Below are 18,121 nucleotides of genomic sequence, written 5' to 3'. Positions count from 1 at the left end.
AGCCCTAGCATTTCGAAGCCGCACCATCCACCTCCGTAAGCATCGACGGTAGCATGGCATCAATTTATTAAATCACTCCACTGCCGCCTAAAGCCCGCAAAAATATTATCACGGTCATTATTATAAATCTTCACCAGACTTTCGATATCATTATCTTCTAACACAAGCATATAACCCCGCCTATCCTTAGCAGTATCTTTGCACCTTTCCAACAATAGCGACCTATCATCGAGAGATCGACATACCAGAATACCGACCTGCCCTCTACTTGGCCCAAACCTAGAGGACAACTGATCAATTTCAGGATTTCCGATTTCCTTCCCGTAGTTTTTACACTCAACAAATATCAAAGGAGCGCAGTAATGAAGAGACAGCCATGCAAAAAAGCCACTCTTTGCCTCATTGCTATACGTGATATCAACTCGTTTTCGACCTTGGTGCAAAACAGTCTGCTTCTTGGGATTACAAAGAGAGGGATAAAAAATAACAGAGAATATTTTCTCAATTACTTTTTCGTAAGCGTCCGCATCATTTCTCCCCGAAGCCAAGGCTTTCATTTCAAGAACTAACGAATCTAGATCAGGAGGCTCAATTCCCTCCACCTCGGAAAGCTGCTCATGAGACAACGGTGGAGAAACATTACTTCCTTTGAACTCCCTATATTCATCCAAAACCCTAGGACGCAACTGAGTCTCTCTTACAGCAGCTAATTTATCACGCCCATACTTTTCCATTAGAGCTTTCTTCGTAACTCGCTCTCGACCATTACTCAAAACCTCTACAAGACTTGACCTTGCGCTTAGGTGCTCCTGCTGCATTTGAGGTAACAAATAATTTCGGTAATACTCATCAAATCGATAGCTAAGACGCTGACGAACTAGAAGCTTAGGAACCAAAATCACTTTACCGTAAGGAGTAATGGGCAACGGAACGAGAGCAGTCTCCCACCTTCCTGTCTCTGCATTCCATATAGGACCAGAATCAACATCAGGAGTTAAAGGAATACCATAAAAAGAACACATATCCTGCGTATATCTTATAAGTGGACCACGCAAGATATTGCACACTGCATCAGATATCATGTCCGTCCCTATACCCGGAATGAGCAATGCAGTGTCCTCAAGGTCTCTTAGCAGGCCGGTTTTTACAGCGTCACTTTGACTGAGGGCCCCCCATACGCTCTTGGCTGATCCACTACCAAACCCATGCCCTCGAGACTCATTTGCCGAGTACCCCAAATGAAATTCATTTCGTTCGTTCAGTGATGAGAGCAGCCTTTGTGCTTTATCATTATTTCCAGAGCGGATTAAGGTCAAAACTTCTTCAAAGAAAGTCTGGAGGAGTGATGATAATTCGTTACCCCATGGACTACTTAACGACTTGATTGCAGTTGGCTCCAAGAATACAGGAACGTCAGTATCCAAACGAATATCAACAAAATCTAAATAGGGCTGCGTCAGCCCAAGCTTGAAGTGCTCAGAAAATCTCATCATTCCCTCGATGGCAGTCAGGTCTAGACCTGACAATACCGGGACGCGAGCCATTTTGCCATCACCGCCAACACTCAGCGCACAGGACAGGCTGCGGGATCAAGCCAGCGTGCTCACCATCAAATTGAGATATCGGCCAGAGGAGAATATTGGAGAATTGGATATAGGATGAGCAAGAGGTAACATTGCCTGCACAGTGCACCACTTAGGTGTACCTAAACGCTGCCACACTTCGAGACTTTGAACTGATAAATCCCTGTAAAATCAAGGATTTAGAGATAGGTGGTGCCCCCACCAGCCACACCCCGGCACACAATGTTCCCGCTGTGGCTGCTCCCTTCCGGGCCTGACCAGGTTAACGGGTAATCGTTGCGGGGGGACCGATGGGGTCACCATAACGACACTCGCCAGTCGGCGAGCCGCGCCATTGTACCGGTCTGGCGCGAAGTTACAACCTCTGGTGTCATATAAAAAATGCGTGGGCGCTCAAGCACTTGAGTACGACCGCCGCGCTCGCTCTCATGGCCCGGAAAATAAGGGCTGGCGGCCTCCATGTGATGATCGCTCGCACTAAACTCATGGATGCGGCACCGAGCAAGGGGACAGGCATGAAAAGCCTTTTGATGAGATACGAACTTCTCTGCAAGGCGCAGCGCCAGCAGTTGCTGCGGATCGAGGTGCGGGAAGAACAAAGAGCATGGACGGGAGATATTCACGGAGCGCTGCATGCATTAACGGCTCGTCCTGCGTCCGATATTCAGGGCTACGCCCTGCTGGTCGACGAAGTGCCAAGGGGCTTCTTGCTTCTCAAACGCCGTTCATTGCTGCCCCGCTGGGCAAAGGCTCACTCGGCAACGCTGCATGGCCTGATGGTGGATCATCGCTATCAAGGGCTGGGATTGGGCAGAGCCTGTGTACAACGACTGCCGCAGCTGGTCTCGAACCTGTGGCCGGAAATCGAGCACTTGATGCTGGCTGTGCATCCCGCCAATACCACCGCGTTGACGCTGTATCAAGGCGTGGGCTGGGCGTTCTGCGACGACATCCCGTCGCTGCCGGCTGATCCCGAAAAACGCATGATGCTCAGCCTGCGCTGAGCGATGCATGTGCATCGTCAGCGCCCCAGTGCACGCAGCTGGCTGACCTTGTTGTTGTGCTCGCCGTTGACCCAGTGCTCAAGCGCGCTGGCGGTCATGGGGCGAGCGATGAGGTAGCCCTGCACTTCGTGACAGCCGAGCTGACAGAGGATTTCGTAGACGTCTTCGGTCTCCGCCCCTTCGGCGACGACGCGATAGCCCAGGCGCCTGGCGAGATCGACGATGGCCTCGACCAGGCGGCGGTCCTTTTCGTTGGCGTCGAGGTTTTCCACCAGCGATTTGTCGAGCTTGACGGTGGTGGCGGGCAGCTGGCGCAGGTAGGTCCAGTTGCTGTAGCCGGTGCCAAAGTCGTCGATGGCGATGTCAATATTCAGCGCACGCAGGCGTTCGAGCTGCTGACGGGTTAGCTCGGGGTTGTCGCACAGCGCGCTTTCAGTGAACTCCAGTTCGAAGCGCCCCGGATCGAGGCCGCTGATTGCCAGTTGCTCGAACAAGGCGTCGCTGAAATGCGAATTGGCCAAGTCAATGGCCGAAACGTTCATCGCCACCTTGAACGCATAGCCCTGCCGCTGCCAGGTGCGGGCCTGCTCGACCGCGTGGCGCAGCACCCACAGGCTCAGTGTGCGAATCAGTGCGGTCTTTTCCGCCAGCGGGATGAACTCCGCCGGACTGATCGGGCCGAGCACCGGGTGTTGCCAGCGCAGCAACGCCTCGACGGTGACGATGCGTCCAGTGCTCACCTCAAGCCGGGGCTGGAACGCCAGGGACAGTTGATCCGGACTGAGCACCGCCTCGGCCAATGACGCAAGCAGCAGAAATGCACGCTGCTGGGCGAAGTCCAGATGCGGCTCGTACCAGCGCCAGCCAGGCGCTTTGCCGCGCGCTTCGTCAGCCGCGCCGACCACCAGACGGATCCAGTCCTTTTCGTCGCAGCGACCCAACCCCAGCGGCAGCACGCCAATGCCCAGGTCCATCTGGATCGGAATGTTGCGGCACACCAGCGGGCGCTGGAAATGCTTGATCAGCCGACAAAACAGCAACTCGGCCTGCTCAGGCCCCGTATGCCGGGTGAGCAGCGCGATGCGGGTCGGGCTGACCTTGTACAGCGGCGTATCGGCCGGCAGTTGCTCGCGGCAGGCGTCGACCATACAGCGCACCAGTTCCTGCGCGAAGTTGTAGCCAAGGGCCTTGATGATGCTGTCGAGAAACACCGGATTGACCATGTCCAGCGCCACCAGCGCGTGATCGTCATGGTCGCTCAGGGCTAGAATGTCTTTTTCCAGGCGCAGGCGATTGAACAGTCCGGTGGGTTGATCGACGTAGCAGGCCTTGCGCAGGTTGTTCAGGCGCTTCATCACCAACTGGCCGTACATCTCCAGCATGGTGATGTCGCGCGGCTCGAGCGGCGCGCGGGTTTCGCTGTCGATGATGCACAAGGTGCCGAGGGCCAAGCCGTCGGAGGTTACCAGCGGCACGCCGGCATAGAAGCGGATATGCGGCTCGCCAGTGACCAAGGGGTTGTCCATGAAGCGCGGATCGAGCCGCGCGTCGGGCACTTGAAACACGTCAGGGGTCAGGATCGAATAGGCACAGAACGAGATTTCCCGCGGGGTTTCACGCTCATCAAGCCCTGTCCCGGCACGAAACCACTGTCGATGCTCGCTGACGATCGACACCAGCGCGATCGGCACATCGAAGTAATGAGCCACCATGTCGACGATGTGATCCAGCACTTCGTCGGAGGTTGAATCGAGCAACCCCATGTGGGTAATCCGGGACAGGCGCGAGGCCTCGTTCAACGGAAGTGGAGCGCTATTGGCCATATGCGGATCCCTGTGCAACTGCTCTACGCCAGTAGTATCAAAACGACACTGCTAGGCAAAGTAGCAGGAGATCCAGGCATTTGCAGGCGTTCGCGGACCAGCGGCGATGACAGAACGTGAAGGGCAAAGTTGCAGCCTTCGAGCGCTTCACCCAAACGAGTGGATCACTGCACCTGCAGCACCTGATCGGCCTTGCCGCCGGCGCCTTGTATGACCAAATGGATGAAATGCAGCTTGGTAATCACCGGCGCGGGCACCACAAACGGATAGAAATCCGGCTGCCCCATGGCACGGGACAATTCGTTGAGCATGCCTGCCAGTTCGATCCACGCGTTGACGAAGGCCAGAAACGCCGGACCGCCCGGATGCTGCGGATCGTAGAGGGTGTTGAGCTCGAACGGCTGGTAGTCGAGGTCCATGTCGCGGGCGCTCATGCCCAGGCTCAGCGCGGTGTCGACAGCGTCCATCATGTGCAGGTAATGGGCCCAGGTTTCGGCCCAGTCTTCCCATGGGTGCATGGTGGCGTAGGCGCTGACGTAGTTTTGCTGCCAGTCCGCCGGGGCGCCATGCTGGTAGTGATGATCAAGCGCGTCGGCGTAACTGGCGCGGTCATCGCCAAACAGGTTGCGGAAACCGTCCTGCCAGTAAGTGCCGGCGATCAGACGATCCCAGTAGTAATGTCCGACCTCATGACGGAAATGCCCGAGCAGCGTGCGGTAGGGTTCGTGCATCTGCACGCGAACCTTCTCACGAATGGCGTCGTCGGCTTCTTCGACGTTCAAGGTGATCAGGCCATTGGCATGGCCGGTGGTGGGCAGATTGCCTTGCAGGTCGACACCAAGGAATTCAAAGGCCAGGCCCTTTTCTTCATCGACCGATTTGGGAATCACCGGCAGCCCCAGGGTGATCAATTGAGCGACCAGACGGCGTTTGGCGGTTTCGATCTTGAGCCAGCGTTCAGGGTTCTCCGGGACGGACAGGTCGGGGATGGTTCTGTTCAGGCTACAGGCCACGCAGAAATCTCCGACATTCAACGCCGGAAACAGCCAGTTGCAGGCAGCGGGTGTGTCCAGGTTGGCGCAGCGGCGATAGAGCCCGGCCTGCGGTTCGTCGCTCAGACGCCAAGTATTAACCTCCGGGCCAGGTTCCAGGGCAGAGATCCGGCTCTGTTCGGGCAGATAGCCCAGGGCCGCCGAACAGGCCAGGCACTGACTGTTGCGAAAGAACACCGACTGCCCGCAACGGCATTGCCAGACCTTGCTGTTGCGCTTGCTGTCCCCGCCGAATGGCGCTGCGATCCGTGTGCTGAGTTGCTCGAAGAACTGGAACATGGTGATCTCCAAAGTGGGCTGCAAGCACTAGATCACCGGCAGTTGCGGGGGTTCCGGATATTTTTTGAAGGGTGGAATCTGTGATGGAAATACAGTTTTGACTGACCTGCGAGTCACACATCCTCCTGTAGCAGCGCACGAGCCGCGCGAGGCCGCGATCGGCTGCGCAGCAGTCGCAGAATGGCGAACAGGAAACCTGACAGACCGCATGTTCAGGATCTGCTGCCGCTGCGCGCCAGATCGCGACCTCGCACGGCTCCTGCGCTCCTACAGGTCAGCGCCCGTTTCAATGCCGCGCACGCAGCAACAGCAACTACTCGACAGCAACGTTGTGCTTTTTAAGGAACGCCACAAACGCCTCTTCATCCAGCACCTTCAACCCCAGCTCGCTGGCCTTGGTGAGCTTGGACCCCGCCCCCGGCCCTGCGACCACGGTGTGGGTCTTGGCCGACACCGAGCCTGACACCTTGGCGCCCAGGCTTTCGAGCTTGTCCTTGGCCACATCGCGGCTCATCAGTTCCAGCGAACCAGTGAGCACCCAGGTCTGGCCCGCTAAAGGCAGGCCTTCGACGACCTTCTTCTCGCTCTGCCAGTGCATGCCGAAATCTTTGAGCTGCTGCTCGATCATGAGGGCGCGGTCGGCGTTTTCCTCGATATCGAAGAACGCTCTGACAGACTGCGCCTGCTTTTCCGGCAACGTCTGGCGCATGTCCAACCAGTCGGCCTTGATCACCCCTTCCAGCGTGCCGAACTTGTCGGCGAGCTTCTGTGCGCCGCCCGGCCCGATCGACGGAATGTTCAGCTTGTCGAGCATGCCGCCCAACGTCGCGCTGGCAGCGAATTCGGCGCCCAGCTCGCCCACGTCCTGCAACTGCATCTGGCATTCGCCCAGCAGCGCGCCGATGACGTTCTGGTTGTGATCGTCTTCGAAGAAGCTGTGGATTTCATGGGCCACTTCCAGGCCGATGTCCGGCAGGTAGGTCAGCACTTCCGGCAGTGCGACTTTGACTTTCTCCAACGAACCCAACGAACGGGCCAGCACCTTGGCCGTCTCCTCGCCGACATCGGGAATGCCCAGCGCATAAATGAAGCGCGCCAGGGTCGGCTGTTTGCTGTCGTCGATGGCCTTGAGCAGTTTCTTGCTGGAAATCTCGGCAAAGCCTTCCAGGTCGATGATTTGTTCGTATTCGAGCTTGTAAAGGTCGGCAGGCGAGCCGATGAGCTTTTCGTCCACCAGTTGCTCGATGGTCTTGTCGCCCAGGCCTTCGATGTCCATCGCGCGACGGGACACGTAGTGGATGATCGCTTGCTTGAGCTGCGCGCCACAGGCCAGACGGCCGACGCAGCGATACACCGCGCCCTCGCTGACGGTTTCCTTGCCCTTGCTGCGCTTGATCAGCTGCGTGCGCTCGACCTGCGAGCCACACACCGGGCAGGTCTGCGGAATCTCGACCTTGCGCGCGTCTTCGGGGCGGCGCTCCACCACCACTTGCACCACTTGCGGAATCACGTCACCGGCGCGGCGGATGATCACGGTGTCGCCGATCATCAGGCCCAGACGCGCGACTTCGTCCATGTTGTGCAGGGTCGCATTGGCCACGGTCACGCCCGCGACCTTGACCGGCTTCAAGCGCGCAACCGGCGTCACCGCGCCGGTCCGCCCCACCTGAAACTCCACGTCGAGCAGTTCGGTCAGCTCTTCCATGGCCGGGAATTTATGGGCGATGGCCCAGCGGGGTTCGCGGGCGCGGAAGCCCAGTTCGCGCTGGGAAGCAATGCTGTTGACCTTGAACACCACGCCGTCGATTTCATACGGCAGCGACAGGCGACGTTCGCCGATGTCGTGGTAGTACTTGAGGCAGTCCTCGATCCCTTGGGCCACTTTCAGCTCGCGGCTGATGGGCATGCCCCATTCCTTGAGTTGCTTGAGGTTGCCGATGTGGGTATCGGAAATGTCGTGGGACACCTGGCCGATGCCGTAGCAGCAGAATTCCAGCGGGCGGTTAGCGGTGATCTTCGAGTCCAGTTGACGCAGGCTGCCGGCGGCGGCGTTACGCGGGTTGGCGAACGTCTTGCCGCCAACTTCCAGCTGGCTGGCATTGAGGCGCTCGAAACCGGCCTTGGACATGAACACCTCGCCGCGCACTTCCAGCGTTTCGGGCCAGCCTTTGCCGTGCAGCTTGAGGGGGATGTTGCGCACCGTGCGCACGTTGACGCTGATGTCTTCGCCGGTGGTGCCATCGCCGCGCGTGGCACCCCGGACCAATGCGCCGTTCTGGTACAGCAGGCTCACGGCCAGGCCATCGAGTTTGGGTTCGCAGCTGTACTCGACCTTCGCGCCCGCGCCGAACAGATCGCCCACCGGCAGGTCCAGGCCTTCGGTGACACGACGATCGAACTCCAGCAGGTCGGTTTCTTCGAAGGCGTTGCCCAGGCTGAGCATCGGGATTTCATGGCGTACCTGAGTGAACGCCGACAACGCCGCGCTGCCGACGCGCTGGGTCGGCGAATCCGGGGTCACCAGATGCGGGTTTTTCGCTTCCAGGGCCTTGAGCTCATGGAACAGGCGATCGTATTCAACGTCCGGAATGCTCGGCTCGTCCAGTACGTGGTAGCGGTAGTTGTGTTGATCCAGCTCTGAGCGCAGTTCCAGGATTCGGGTTTCGGCGGCGTTCATACGGTGTTCTCTCAGAATGCAAAAGAGCAGCCGGAGCTGCTCATCTGATGTTGCATTAACCTGTAGGAGCGCGCTTGCCCGCGATCAGAGGTGTCAGCACCCTAAAGGCCAACTGACAGAAAGTCATCGTGGGCAAGCGCGCTCCTACAATTAGAAGCTGCGTCGTTCGCAATCAACGACGCTGAGTCAGCGCGCGGCGTTCGAATTCGACGATGCGCTGGCGGTAGTGTTCGATGGTCTGCGCAGTCATGACGCTGCGCTGATCGTCTTTCAACTCACCGTTCAGCTCGTGGGCCAGTTTGCGGGCCGCAGCGACCATCACGTCGAAAGCCTGTTTCGGGTGACGCGGGCCTGGCAAGCCAAGGAAGAAGCTCACCGCGCGGGTGCTGAAATGGTCGATGTCGTCCAGATCGAACACGCCCGGCTTGACCGCGTTGGCCATGGAGAACAGCACCTCGCCGTTGCCGGCCATGCTTTCGTGGCGATGGAAGATGTCCATTTCGCCGAAACGCAGGCCACTCTCCAGAATATTCTGTAACAAAGCCGGGCCTTTGAAGCCGCTCTCATCGCGGGAAATCACGCTGATCACCAGCACTTCTTCAACCGGCGCCTGATCCTTGTCTTCAGTGATGCGCTGAGCCGGCTTGTCGTCCGGGAAGTCTTCGTCGCGGGCGCCAAATAGGCTCGGGCCATCGGCGTCCAGGTTCAGGTCGCCCTGCTGGGGCTCGTCCTTGCGCTTGTTGCGCTTGCTTTCTCCACGGTCGGGGCGCTCAGGCCGCTCGCGCGCCGCGCTCATGGTCGGCAGGTCGTGCTCGTCGAGCTGCGGTTCTTTCTGGGTTTCCAGTACACGCGCAGGCCCCAGTACCTCGGCGGACGAGCCTTCTTCGTCGTCCGGCAGGTTGGAGAAGCTGCGATCCAGCCTGAATTTCAATTTGCCCTTGCCACCGCGCATCCGGCGCCAGCCATCAAAAAGAATACCGGCAATGACAATAATGCCGATGACGATCAGCCACTCTCGCAGACCGATTTCCATGTAATCCCGTGCCTCTAATGAAAATTCTGAAAATTAAGGGCGTAAACCCCTTTAAAACGTGGAGCCAACTCTATGTTCTGAATGGCCTTTTACCCACGCAAAATGAAAAAGTGGACATTAAGCTAGCACGACCAAAGGTAACTTTACACCGTCTGTTACATCTGGCATGTCGCGACCTTCCGTCAGGTCCCTCGAGAACTTTCTGTACTGAGCTATCACAACGCCACTTTCCCCCTGACCCATCCATTCGACCGCATGGCAGTCCGCTATGCATCCACCAGCGCCATCGCCTCCTCTACGTCCACCGCCACGAGGCGCGAGCACCCTGGCTCATGCATGGTGACACCCATCAACTGATCGGCCATTTCCATGGCGATCTTGTTGTGGGTGATGTAGATGAACTGCACGGTTTGCGACATCTCCTTGACCAGTCGGGCATAGCGGCCCACGTTGGCGTCGTCCAGTGGTGCGTCGACTTCGTCGAGCATGCAGAACGGCGCCGGGTTGAGTTTGAAAATGGCAAAAACCAGCGCCAGTGCGGTCAGGGCTTTTTCGCCGCCGGACAGCAAATGGATCGTGCTGTTTTTCTTGCCGGGAGGACGCGCCATGATCGTCACCCCTGTATCGAGTAAATCTTCGCCCGTCAGTTCCAAATAAGCGCTGCCACCACCAAAAACTTTTGGAAAAAGTGCCTGAATTCCGCTGTTTATCTGATCAAAGGTCTCTTTGAAGCGATTACGCGTCTCTTTGTCGATTTTGCGGATGACATTTTCCAGGGTATCCAGCGCCTCGACGAGGTCTTCGTTCTGCGCATCCAGGTACCGCTTGCGCTCGGACTGCTGCTGATACTCGTCGATGGCCGCAAGGTTGATCGCGCCCAGACGCTGAATGCGCGCGGCGATGCGCTCCAGTTCTTCCTCGGCGTCTTTTTCGCTGGCCTCGGGCGTCAGCGTCGCCAGCACGCCATTCAAATCGTAGCCGTCTTCGTGCAATTGCTCCTGCAAGGTTTTGCGTCTGACAGTCAGCGATTGCCATTCCAGGCGTTGTTGTTCCAGTTGTCCGCGCAGCAGTTGCGCTTGCTGCTCGGCCTGGGTACGACGTTTCTCCGCCTCACGCAATTCACGGTCGGCGTCTTCCAGGGCGTTTTTTGCCGTGCGCATTTCGTCGTCGACGACCATGCGTTTTTCCAGCAATTCTTCGAGCTTCAGGCGCAGCTCTTCCAGCGGCGCTGCGCCCTCCTCCAGGCCCAGATTCAGCTGCTCGCGCCTTTCGGTCAAACGCTCGGACTGCATCTCCAGCCGTTCCAGCGCCTGACGGGTCGAGTCGTGCTGGGCACGCAGCGAACTCAGGCGCACGGCCAACTGGTTGCCGTGGTCCTTATGCTGTCGGGCCTCTTGACGCACCCGGTCCAACCGCTCGCGCAGACTGTCGCGCTGGGCCAGCAGCAGTTCGCGTTGTTCGGTGTCCAGCGCCATGCTGTCGAGGGCATCCTGCAATTGCAGGCGCGATTCGCCGAGGCTTTCCTGCTCGATGGCGCGCTGTTCGCCCAGTTCGGTCAGCTCTTCATCGAGGCGCGTGCGGCGCAGGGTCAACTGCTCGACCTTGGCCTTGGCGGCGGACAGCTGTGCCTTGAGTTCGCTTTGCTGACGGGCTTCGTCCTGCAAGCGACGGCGCAATTGCTCGCGGCTGTCTTCCTGCAGGCGCTGCTGCTCGCGCTGGGTCAGCAGTTGATCATCCAGCGCGGCCAGGGTGGCTTCACGTTCTTCGCGCTCGGCTTCCAGACGCTGCAATTCCTGCCCCCGGGCCAGCACGCCGCTCTCGGCTTCGCTGGCACGACGCACCCGCAGGAAGTCGCGCCCGACCCAATACCCATCGCGACTGATCAGGCTCTGACCTGTGCTGAGTTGCCCGCGCATCGACAAGGCATCGTCGAGGGTTTCCACCGGTTTGACCTGCCCCAGCCAACTGCTCAGATCGACGCGGGTTTCGACCTTGTCCAGCAGGCTGCCGGGGACGCGCGTGACGTCCGTCGCAGGGCTCACCAGACGCAGATCACCCTGGCTGAAACCGGCCAGATCGAGTCCTGCGAAGTCATCGACCAGCACCGCCTGCAGGTCGGCGCCAAGCACGGTTTCCACCGCCAGCTCCCAACCCGCTTCCACGCGCAAGCCTTCGGCCAGACGCGGGCGCTCGCTCAATTGATGATTGCGCAGCCACTCGGCGGTGCCGGTGCCCGGATCGAGAGCGGCCTGTTGCAGGGCTTCGAGCGAGGCGATACGGCCGTTGAGGCGTTGCAGATCGCCCTGAGCCTGCTGCTGGGCCTGAGTGGCCTGCTGCAGTTCGAGGCGCAATTGCTCAAGGCGCTCGATGAGCTGTTCTTCTTCGGCGGTCAGTTCTTCAAAGGCCATCTCGCGGGCAGCGAGGTCTTCGCTGAGGTCCAGAATCGCAGCGTCTTCCGGATCGGCGGCCAGCAATTGAAGTTCTTCGCCAAGGCGACGTTGGCGCTCGGCCAGGCGCTCCATGCTGGTTTCCAGCTGCTGGATGCGCGCCTGCTGCACTTCGGCCTGACGCCTTGGCTCGGCGGAGGACAGGTTGAAGGCGTCCCACTTTTCCTGCCAGCCGTGCATCGACGATTCGGCTTCTTCCAGCGCTGCGGCTGATTCCTCAGCGGCTGCGAGGGTCATCTCCTGCTCGGGCTCGAGCATTTCCAGTTCTTCGCCAAGGGTCGCCAGCAAGGTGCGGTCGTGGCCCAGATGGGACTCGGTTTCCTGCCGCGCGCGCTCGGCTTCACGCAGGTCGTCCTGCAATTGACGCAGGCGCTGCTGGCCATGCTGGATGCTTTGTTCGTTACGGGCGATGTCGCCGCCGACCGAATAGAAGCGGCCCTGCACCAGATTGAATCGCTCGGACAGGTCGTGATGACCGTCACGCAGCCGTTCAATAGAAGCATCGGCGCTGCGCTGATCAGCCACCAGCGCTTCGAAACTCACTTCCTGGGTGCCGATGATCGACTCGCGCTGGGCCACCTGATCATTCAGGGCCTGCCAGCGCAAGGCCGACAGCTGCGCCTTGAGCTGGCGCTCCTCACCTTTATATTCCTGATACTTCTCGGCGGCCTGGGCCTGGCGATGCAGACGCTCCAGCTGGCGTTCGAGTTCTTCGCGCAGGTCAGTCAGGCGCGCGAGGTTTTCATGGGTGCGGCGAATTCGGCTCTCGGTCTCACGACGGCGCTCCTTGTACTTGGAGATGCCCGCCGCTTCTTCGATGAAATTGCGCAGGTCCTCAGGCTTGGCCTCGATCAGCTTGGAAATCATGCCCTGCTCGATGATCGAGTAGCTGCGCGGACCCAAGCCAGTGCCGAGGAAGATATCGGTGATGTCGCGACGCCGGCATTTGGTGCCGTTCAGATAGTAGGTGTTCTGGCTGTCGCGGGTGACTTTGCGGCGAATGGAGATTTCCGCGTAGGCGGCGTATTCGCCGACCAGGGTGCTGTCCGAGTTGTCGAACACCAGCTCGATGCTGGCCTGGCTCACCGGTTTACGGCTGGTGGAGCCGTTGAAGATGACGTCGGTCATCGACTCGCCGCGCAGGTTCTTGGCCGAGCTTTCGCCCATGACCCAGCGCACCGCGTCGATGATGTTGGATTTGCCGCATCCATTGGGGCCAACCACGGCCGCCATGTTGCTGGGGAAGTTCACCGTCGTCGGATCGACGAACGACTTGAACCCGGCCAGCCTGATGCACTTCAGACGCATGGATCAGCTGGCCGCCAGGGCAGACAAAATGGACTGACAACTGCGCTCGGCGTACGCGGTGAGTACGTCGCGAATGCGCGTTAGGTCACGGGCGACCACAGCTTCCAGCAACTGGCCGAACAGGGTCAGGTATTCGCTCATCTCGGCCTGACGCTGATCCAGCGCCAGATAGTAGAAGCGGCTCATGGACGGTTGCAGGTTCTCGACGGTCTCTTCCAGGTACGGGTTGTTGGCGAAGGAATACGCCGCGCGCATCACGTTGAAGCTGTCTTCGACGAAGCTCTTCACATCGCCCCGCTCACAGCTGGCGATCAGACGTTGCTGAATTTGCAGGAACGGCGCCAGATCAAGCTCTTGCTCCCAACTTTTGGCCACCGCAAGGCCCAGCAGAATGTACAGCTCGCTCATCAGGGCGCACAGGCTCTGGATATTGTGCGGGGTGAGGATCGACACCTGAGCGCCACGGCGCGGCAGGATCACGATCAGATGACGGCGTTCGAGGATCAACAGCGCTTCACGCACCGAGCCGCGGCTGACGTTAAGCGCCTGCGTGACCTTCTGCTCCTGAATCCGCTCCCCTGGCTTTAGCTCGCCGCGAATGATCCGCTCGGCGAGGTGATGAGCGATCTGCTCAGCGAGGCTGTCCGGTGCCTTGAACGTCATTTCTTTCCTTTCAACCATTAGCTGCACACAAGCGGCGCAGTGTATCGCACTGGATACCTGTGGCGCAGGGCCATGTCACGGAAACTGGCACGAAATAAGCAAAACTTTGAGCGTCGCCACAGCGATTCATTGCAAGGGCATGCCGCCGTTAATCGGGTGGAGCAGAGAAATTTGATTTTCTTGACTTAAAGGTCAGATTTTAATTGACCCGATAGTCAGAACTGATAGATTCATCGACAGGTTCGATGACGAATTCCGCTACACCTTTTACGACAGCTTTCTATTACAAGAAGACGAGGCGCGACCCGTGATCCAGTTTTTGCTGAACCAAGAGCTGAAAACCGAGCATGCTCTGGACCCCAACATGACGGTGCTCAACTATCTGCGTGAGCATTTGCACAAATCCGGCACCAAGGAAGGCTGCGCCAGCGGCGACTGTGGCGCCTGCACCGTGGTGGTGGGTGAATTGAGCACCGACGACGATGGCCAGGATCATCTGAGCTATCGCAGCCTCAACTCCTGCCTGACCTTCGTGGCCTCGCTGCACGGCAAACAGTTGATCAGCGTCGAAGACCTCAAGCATCAGGGCCAGCTGCACGGCGTGCAAAAGGCCATGGTCGAGTGTCACGGTTCGCAATGCGGCTTCTGCACGCCGGGCTTCGTGATGTCGCTGTTCGCGCTGCAAAAAAACAGCACAGGGCCAGACACCGCTCAGGCCCACGAAGCCCTGGCCGGCAACCTGTGCCGCTGCACGGGGTATCGCCCGATTCTCGCCGCCGCCGAACAGGCTTGTGGTGCGCAACGCCAGCCCGATCAGTTCGATGCGCAAAAAGCGCGCACCATCGCTCGCCTCAAAGCCATCAAGCCTTCCGAGACCGCCGAGCTGAACAGCGGCGACAAGCGCTGCCTGGTGCCGCTGACCGTGGCCGATCTGGCCGACCTCTATGACTCCTACCCTCAGGCGCGCCTGCTGGCCGGCGGCACTGACCTCGCGCTGGAAGTCACGCAGTTTCACCGCGCCCTGCCGGTGATGATCTACGTCGGCAACGTCGCCGACATGAAGAAAATCGAGCACTTCGACGACCGCATCGAGATCGGCGCCGCCACTGCGCTGACCGACTGCTACGAAGCCTTGAGCAGCGAGTACCCGGACTTCGGCGAACTGTTGCACCGTTTTGCGTCGTTGCAGATCCGCAATCAGGGCACGCTGGGGGGCAACATCGGCAACGCCTCACCCATTGGCGACTCGCCTCCCCTGTTGATCGCCCTGGGCGCGAAGATCGTCCTGCGCAAAGGCGAGACAACGCGCACGTTGGCGCTGGAAGATTACTTCATCGACTACCGCGTCACCGCACGTCAGGAAAGCGAGTTCATCGAAAAGATCATCGTGCCCAAGGCCAATGCCAGACAGGCCTTCCGCGCCTACAAAGTGTCCAAACGTCTGGACGACGACATTTCGGCGGTCTGCGCAGCCTTCCGCGTGCAGGTGGAAAACGGCGCCATCGTCGACGCCCGTGCAGCGTTTGGCGGCATGGCGGCGATCCCGAAACGCGCGGCCCACTGCGAGAAAGTCCTGATCGGCCAGCCCTGGACCTCGGCCACAGTGGAGCGCGCCTGCGCAGCACTGGAGCAAGACTTCACCCCGCTGTCGGATTTTCGCGCCAGCAAGGAATACCGCTTGCTGAGCGCGCAGAACCTGCTGCGTAAATACTTCATCGAGCTGCAAACGCCACACATCGAGACTCGGGTGACCGCTTATGTCTAATCACGCCCCGCAAAAGACTCAAGAAGAACTGGTCGCCCTGTTTCAGCAAGACCTCACCTCGGGCGTCGGCCGCAGCGTCAAGCACGACAGCGCCGACAAGCATGTATCCGGCGAGGCAATCTACATCGATGACCGGCTCGAATTCCCCAATCAGCTGCACGTGTATGCGCGCATGTCGGACAGGGCCCACGCGCGGATCGTCAGCGTTGATGTGTCGCCGTGCTACGACTTCGAAGGCGTGCGCATCGCCATCACCCACGAAGACATTCCCGGCCTCAAGGACATCGGCCCGCTGCTGCCCGGCGACCCGTTGCTGGCCATCGACAAGGTCGAGTTCGTCGGCCAGCCGGTGATCGCTGTGGCCGCGCGCGATCTGGAAACCGCGCGCAAGGCGGCCATGGCCGCGATCATCGAATACGAGGACCTGGAACCGGTACTCGATGTAGTCGACGCCTATCGCAAGAAACACTTCGTGCTCGACAGCCACACCCACAAGCGCGGGGATTCGGTCACCGCGCTGGAGTCGGCACCCAACCGGATTCAGGGCACGCTGCACATTGGCGGGCAGGAGCACTTTTATCTGGAGACGCAGATCTCTTCGGTGATGCCCACCGAAGATGGCGGCATGATCGTCTACTGCTCCACGCAAAATCCCACCGAAGTGCAGAAGCTGGTCAGCGAAGTGCTCGACGTGTCGATGAACAAGGTGGTGGTGGACATGCGCCGCATGGGCGGTGGATTTGGTGGCAAGGAAACGCAAGCCGCGAGCCCCGCGTGCCTGTGCGCGGTGATCGCGCGCCTGACCGGTCAGCCGACCAAGATGCGCTTGCCGCGCATGGAAGACATGATCATGACCGGCAAGCGTCACCCCTTCTACGTCGAGTACGACGTGGGCTTCGACAACGACGGCCGCCTGCACGGCATTCAGCTGGAGCTGGCGGGTAACTGCGGCTGCTCGCCGGACCTCTCGGCCTCCATCGTCGACCGCGCGATGTTCCACGCCGACAACTCGTACTACCTGGGCGACGCGACCATCAACGGCCATCGCTGCAAGACCAATACCGCGTCGAACACGGCTTATCGTGGTTTCGGTGGCCCGCAAGGCATGGTCGCCATCGAGGAAGTGATGGACGCCATCGCCCGTCATCTGGGCAAGGACCCACTGGCCGTGCGCAAGGCCAACTACTACGGCAAGACCGAGCGCAACGTCACGCACTATTACCAGGAAGTCGAGCACAACATGCTCGAAGAAATGACCGCTGAACTTGAGCAAAGCTGCCAGTACGCCGAGCGGCGCAAGGCGATCATGGCCTATAACGCCAACAGCCCGATCCTGAAAAAAGGCCTGGCGCTGACTCCAGTAAAATTCGGCATTTCTTTCACGGCCAGCTTCCTCAATCAGGCCGGCGCGCTGATCCACATCTACACCGACGGCAGCATCCATCTTAACCATGGCGGCACCGAGATGGGCCAGGGCCTGAACACCAAGGTCGCGCAGGTGGTGGCCGAGGTGTTCCAGGTCAGCATCGACCGCGTGCAGATCACCGCGACCAACACCGACAAAGTGCCGAACACCTCGCCGACCGCAGCCTCCAGCGGCGCGGACCTGAACGGCAAGGCGGCGCAGAACGCGGCAGAAACCATCAAGCAACGGCTGATCGAATTCGCTGCGAAGCATTACAAGTGCGAAGAGGCTCAGGTCGAATTCCGCAACGGCCACGTGCGCGTCGGTGAGCAGGTGATCAGCTTCGACACCTTGGCGCAGCAGGCGTGGATGGGTCAGGTGTCGCTGTCGAGCACCGGCTATTACAAGACGCCGAAGATCTACTACGACCGCAGCCAGGCGCGGGGACGGCCGTTCTACTACTTCGCCTTTGGCGCGGCGTGTACTGAAGTGATCGTCGACACCCTGACCGGCGAATACAAAATGTTGCGTACCGACATCCTCCACGACGTCGGCGCCTCGCTGAACCCGGCCATCGACATCGGCCAGGTCGAGGGCGGCTACATTCAGGGCATGGGCTGGCTGACCACCGAAGAGCTGGTGTGGAACGCCAAGGGAAAGCTGATGACCAACGGCCCGGCCGGCTACAAGATCCCGGCGGTCGCAGACATGCCGGCCGATTTGCGGGTCAAGCTGGTGGAAAACCGCAAGAACCCGGAAGACACGGTGTTCCATTCCAAGGCCGTGGGTGAGCCGCCGTTCATGCTGGGGATTGCGGCTTGGTGCGCGATCAAGGATGCCGTGGCGAGTCTGGGCGATTACAGGCATCAGCCGAAGATCGACGCGCCTGCGACCCCGGAGCGGGTGTTGTGGGGGTGCGAGCAGATGCGCAAGTTGAAGGTGGCCAGGTCCGAGGCCGTCGGTGTGGCCCATGAGTTGACGGTTTCACCGGTTTAGAGGCCATAGGCGGTCGAAACCTGTGGGAGCGAATTGATTCGCGATGCAATGGATCAGACGACACAAAGGCGTCGGATGAACGGGCC

The 18,121-nt window shown here is 59.5% G+C and carries 10 protein-coding genes and 1 other RNA gene; 3 read left to right on the top strand and 8 right to left on the bottom strand.

Going from position 1 to position 18,121, the window contains the following annotated elements; genetic code table 11:
- Positions 1–59: 59 nt before the first annotated feature.
- Both AC07V9_RS08420 and ffs read right to left on the bottom strand, forming a co-directional pair.
- Positions 60–1,544 (bottom strand): DUF8370 family protein, encoded by a 1,485-nt coding sequence (locus AC07V9_RS08420; protein WP_495015268.1) that lies wholly within the window; start codon positions 1,542–1,544, stop codon positions 60–62.
- Between the two features lie 235 nt (positions 1,545–1,779).
- An RNA gene (gene ffs / locus AC07V9_RS08415) (signal recognition particle sRNA small type) lies at positions 1,780–1,876 on the bottom strand.
- A 222-nt stretch (positions 1,877–2,098) separates the two neighbouring features.
- On the opposite strand from ffs, the gene AC07V9_RS08410 reads away from it, so the two are divergent.
- Positions 2,099–2,587 (top strand): GNAT family N-acetyltransferase, encoded by a 489-nt coding sequence (locus AC07V9_RS08410; RefSeq protein ID WP_495015267.1) that lies wholly within the window; start codon positions 2,099–2,101, stop codon positions 2,585–2,587.
- A gap of 17 nt (positions 2,588–2,604) precedes the next feature.
- Here AC07V9_RS08410 and AC07V9_RS08405 read toward each other — a convergent pair whose 3' ends face one another.
- The 6 genes from AC07V9_RS08405 to AC07V9_RS08380 all read right to left on the bottom strand — a co-directional run bounded on the left by AC07V9_RS08405 (position 2,605) and on the right by AC07V9_RS08380 (position 13,869).
- On the bottom strand, positions 2,605–4,410 hold the full coding sequence (locus AC07V9_RS08405; RefSeq protein ID WP_495015266.1) for a putative bifunctional diguanylate cyclase/phosphodiesterase: 1,806 nt from the start codon (positions 4,408–4,410) through the stop codon (positions 2,605–2,607).
- Between the two features lie 164 nt (positions 4,411–4,574).
- Positions 4,575–5,741 carry a zinc-binding metallopeptidase family protein gene (locus tag AC07V9_RS08400; RefSeq protein WP_495015265.1) on the bottom strand — a complete coding sequence of 389 codons (1,167 nt, stop codon included), beginning with the start codon at positions 5,739–5,741 and terminating at the stop codon, positions 4,575–4,577.
- Between the two features lie 313 nt (positions 5,742–6,054).
- The gene (gene ligA, locus AC07V9_RS08395) at positions 6,055–8,418 is read right to left on the bottom strand and encodes an NAD-dependent DNA ligase LigA (protein ID WP_495015264.1); all 2,364 of its coding nucleotides are present in this window, start codon (positions 8,416–8,418) and stop codon (positions 6,055–6,057) included.
- A gap of 172 nt (positions 8,419–8,590) precedes the next feature.
- On the bottom strand, positions 8,591–9,451 hold the full coding sequence (gene zipA, locus AC07V9_RS08390) for a cell division protein ZipA (protein ID WP_495015263.1): 861 nt from the start codon (positions 9,449–9,451) through the stop codon (positions 8,591–8,593).
- Positions 9,452–9,717: 266 nt separating this feature from the next.
- Positions 9,718–13,206, bottom strand: coding sequence for a chromosome segregation protein SMC (smc, locus tag AC07V9_RS08385; protein WP_495015262.1), 3,489 nt, complete (start codon positions 13,204–13,206; stop codon positions 9,718–9,720).
- 3 nt (positions 13,207–13,209) lie between these two features.
- Entirely contained in the window at positions 13,210–13,869 is a 660-nt protein-coding gene (locus tag AC07V9_RS08380) for a GntR family transcriptional regulator (protein ID WP_495015261.1), read from the bottom strand.
- A gap of 307 nt (positions 13,870–14,176) precedes the next feature.
- Between AC07V9_RS08380 and xdhA the strand changes: the two genes are divergently transcribed.
- Both xdhA and xdhB read left to right on the top strand, forming a co-directional pair.
- Complete coding sequence (gene xdhA, locus AC07V9_RS08375) at positions 14,177–15,634, top strand: xanthine dehydrogenase small subunit (protein ID WP_495015260.1); 1,458 nt, start codon at positions 14,177–14,179, stop codon at positions 15,632–15,634.
- Positions 15,627–18,035: a xanthine dehydrogenase molybdopterin binding subunit gene (gene xdhB, locus AC07V9_RS08370; protein ID WP_495015259.1), complete on the top strand. Its 2,409-nt coding sequence runs from the start codon at positions 15,627–15,629 to the stop codon at positions 18,033–18,035. Before xdhA ends, xdhB begins: the two co-directional genes overlap by 8 nt.
- The last annotated feature ends 86 nt before the right edge of the window (positions 18,036–18,121 follow it).

The organism is Pseudomonas sp. GW821-FHT02A11, from assembly GCF_059421985.1.
Note: the sequence above shows the minus strand (reverse complement) of the source record. Positions and strands in the feature narration are given on the sequence as shown.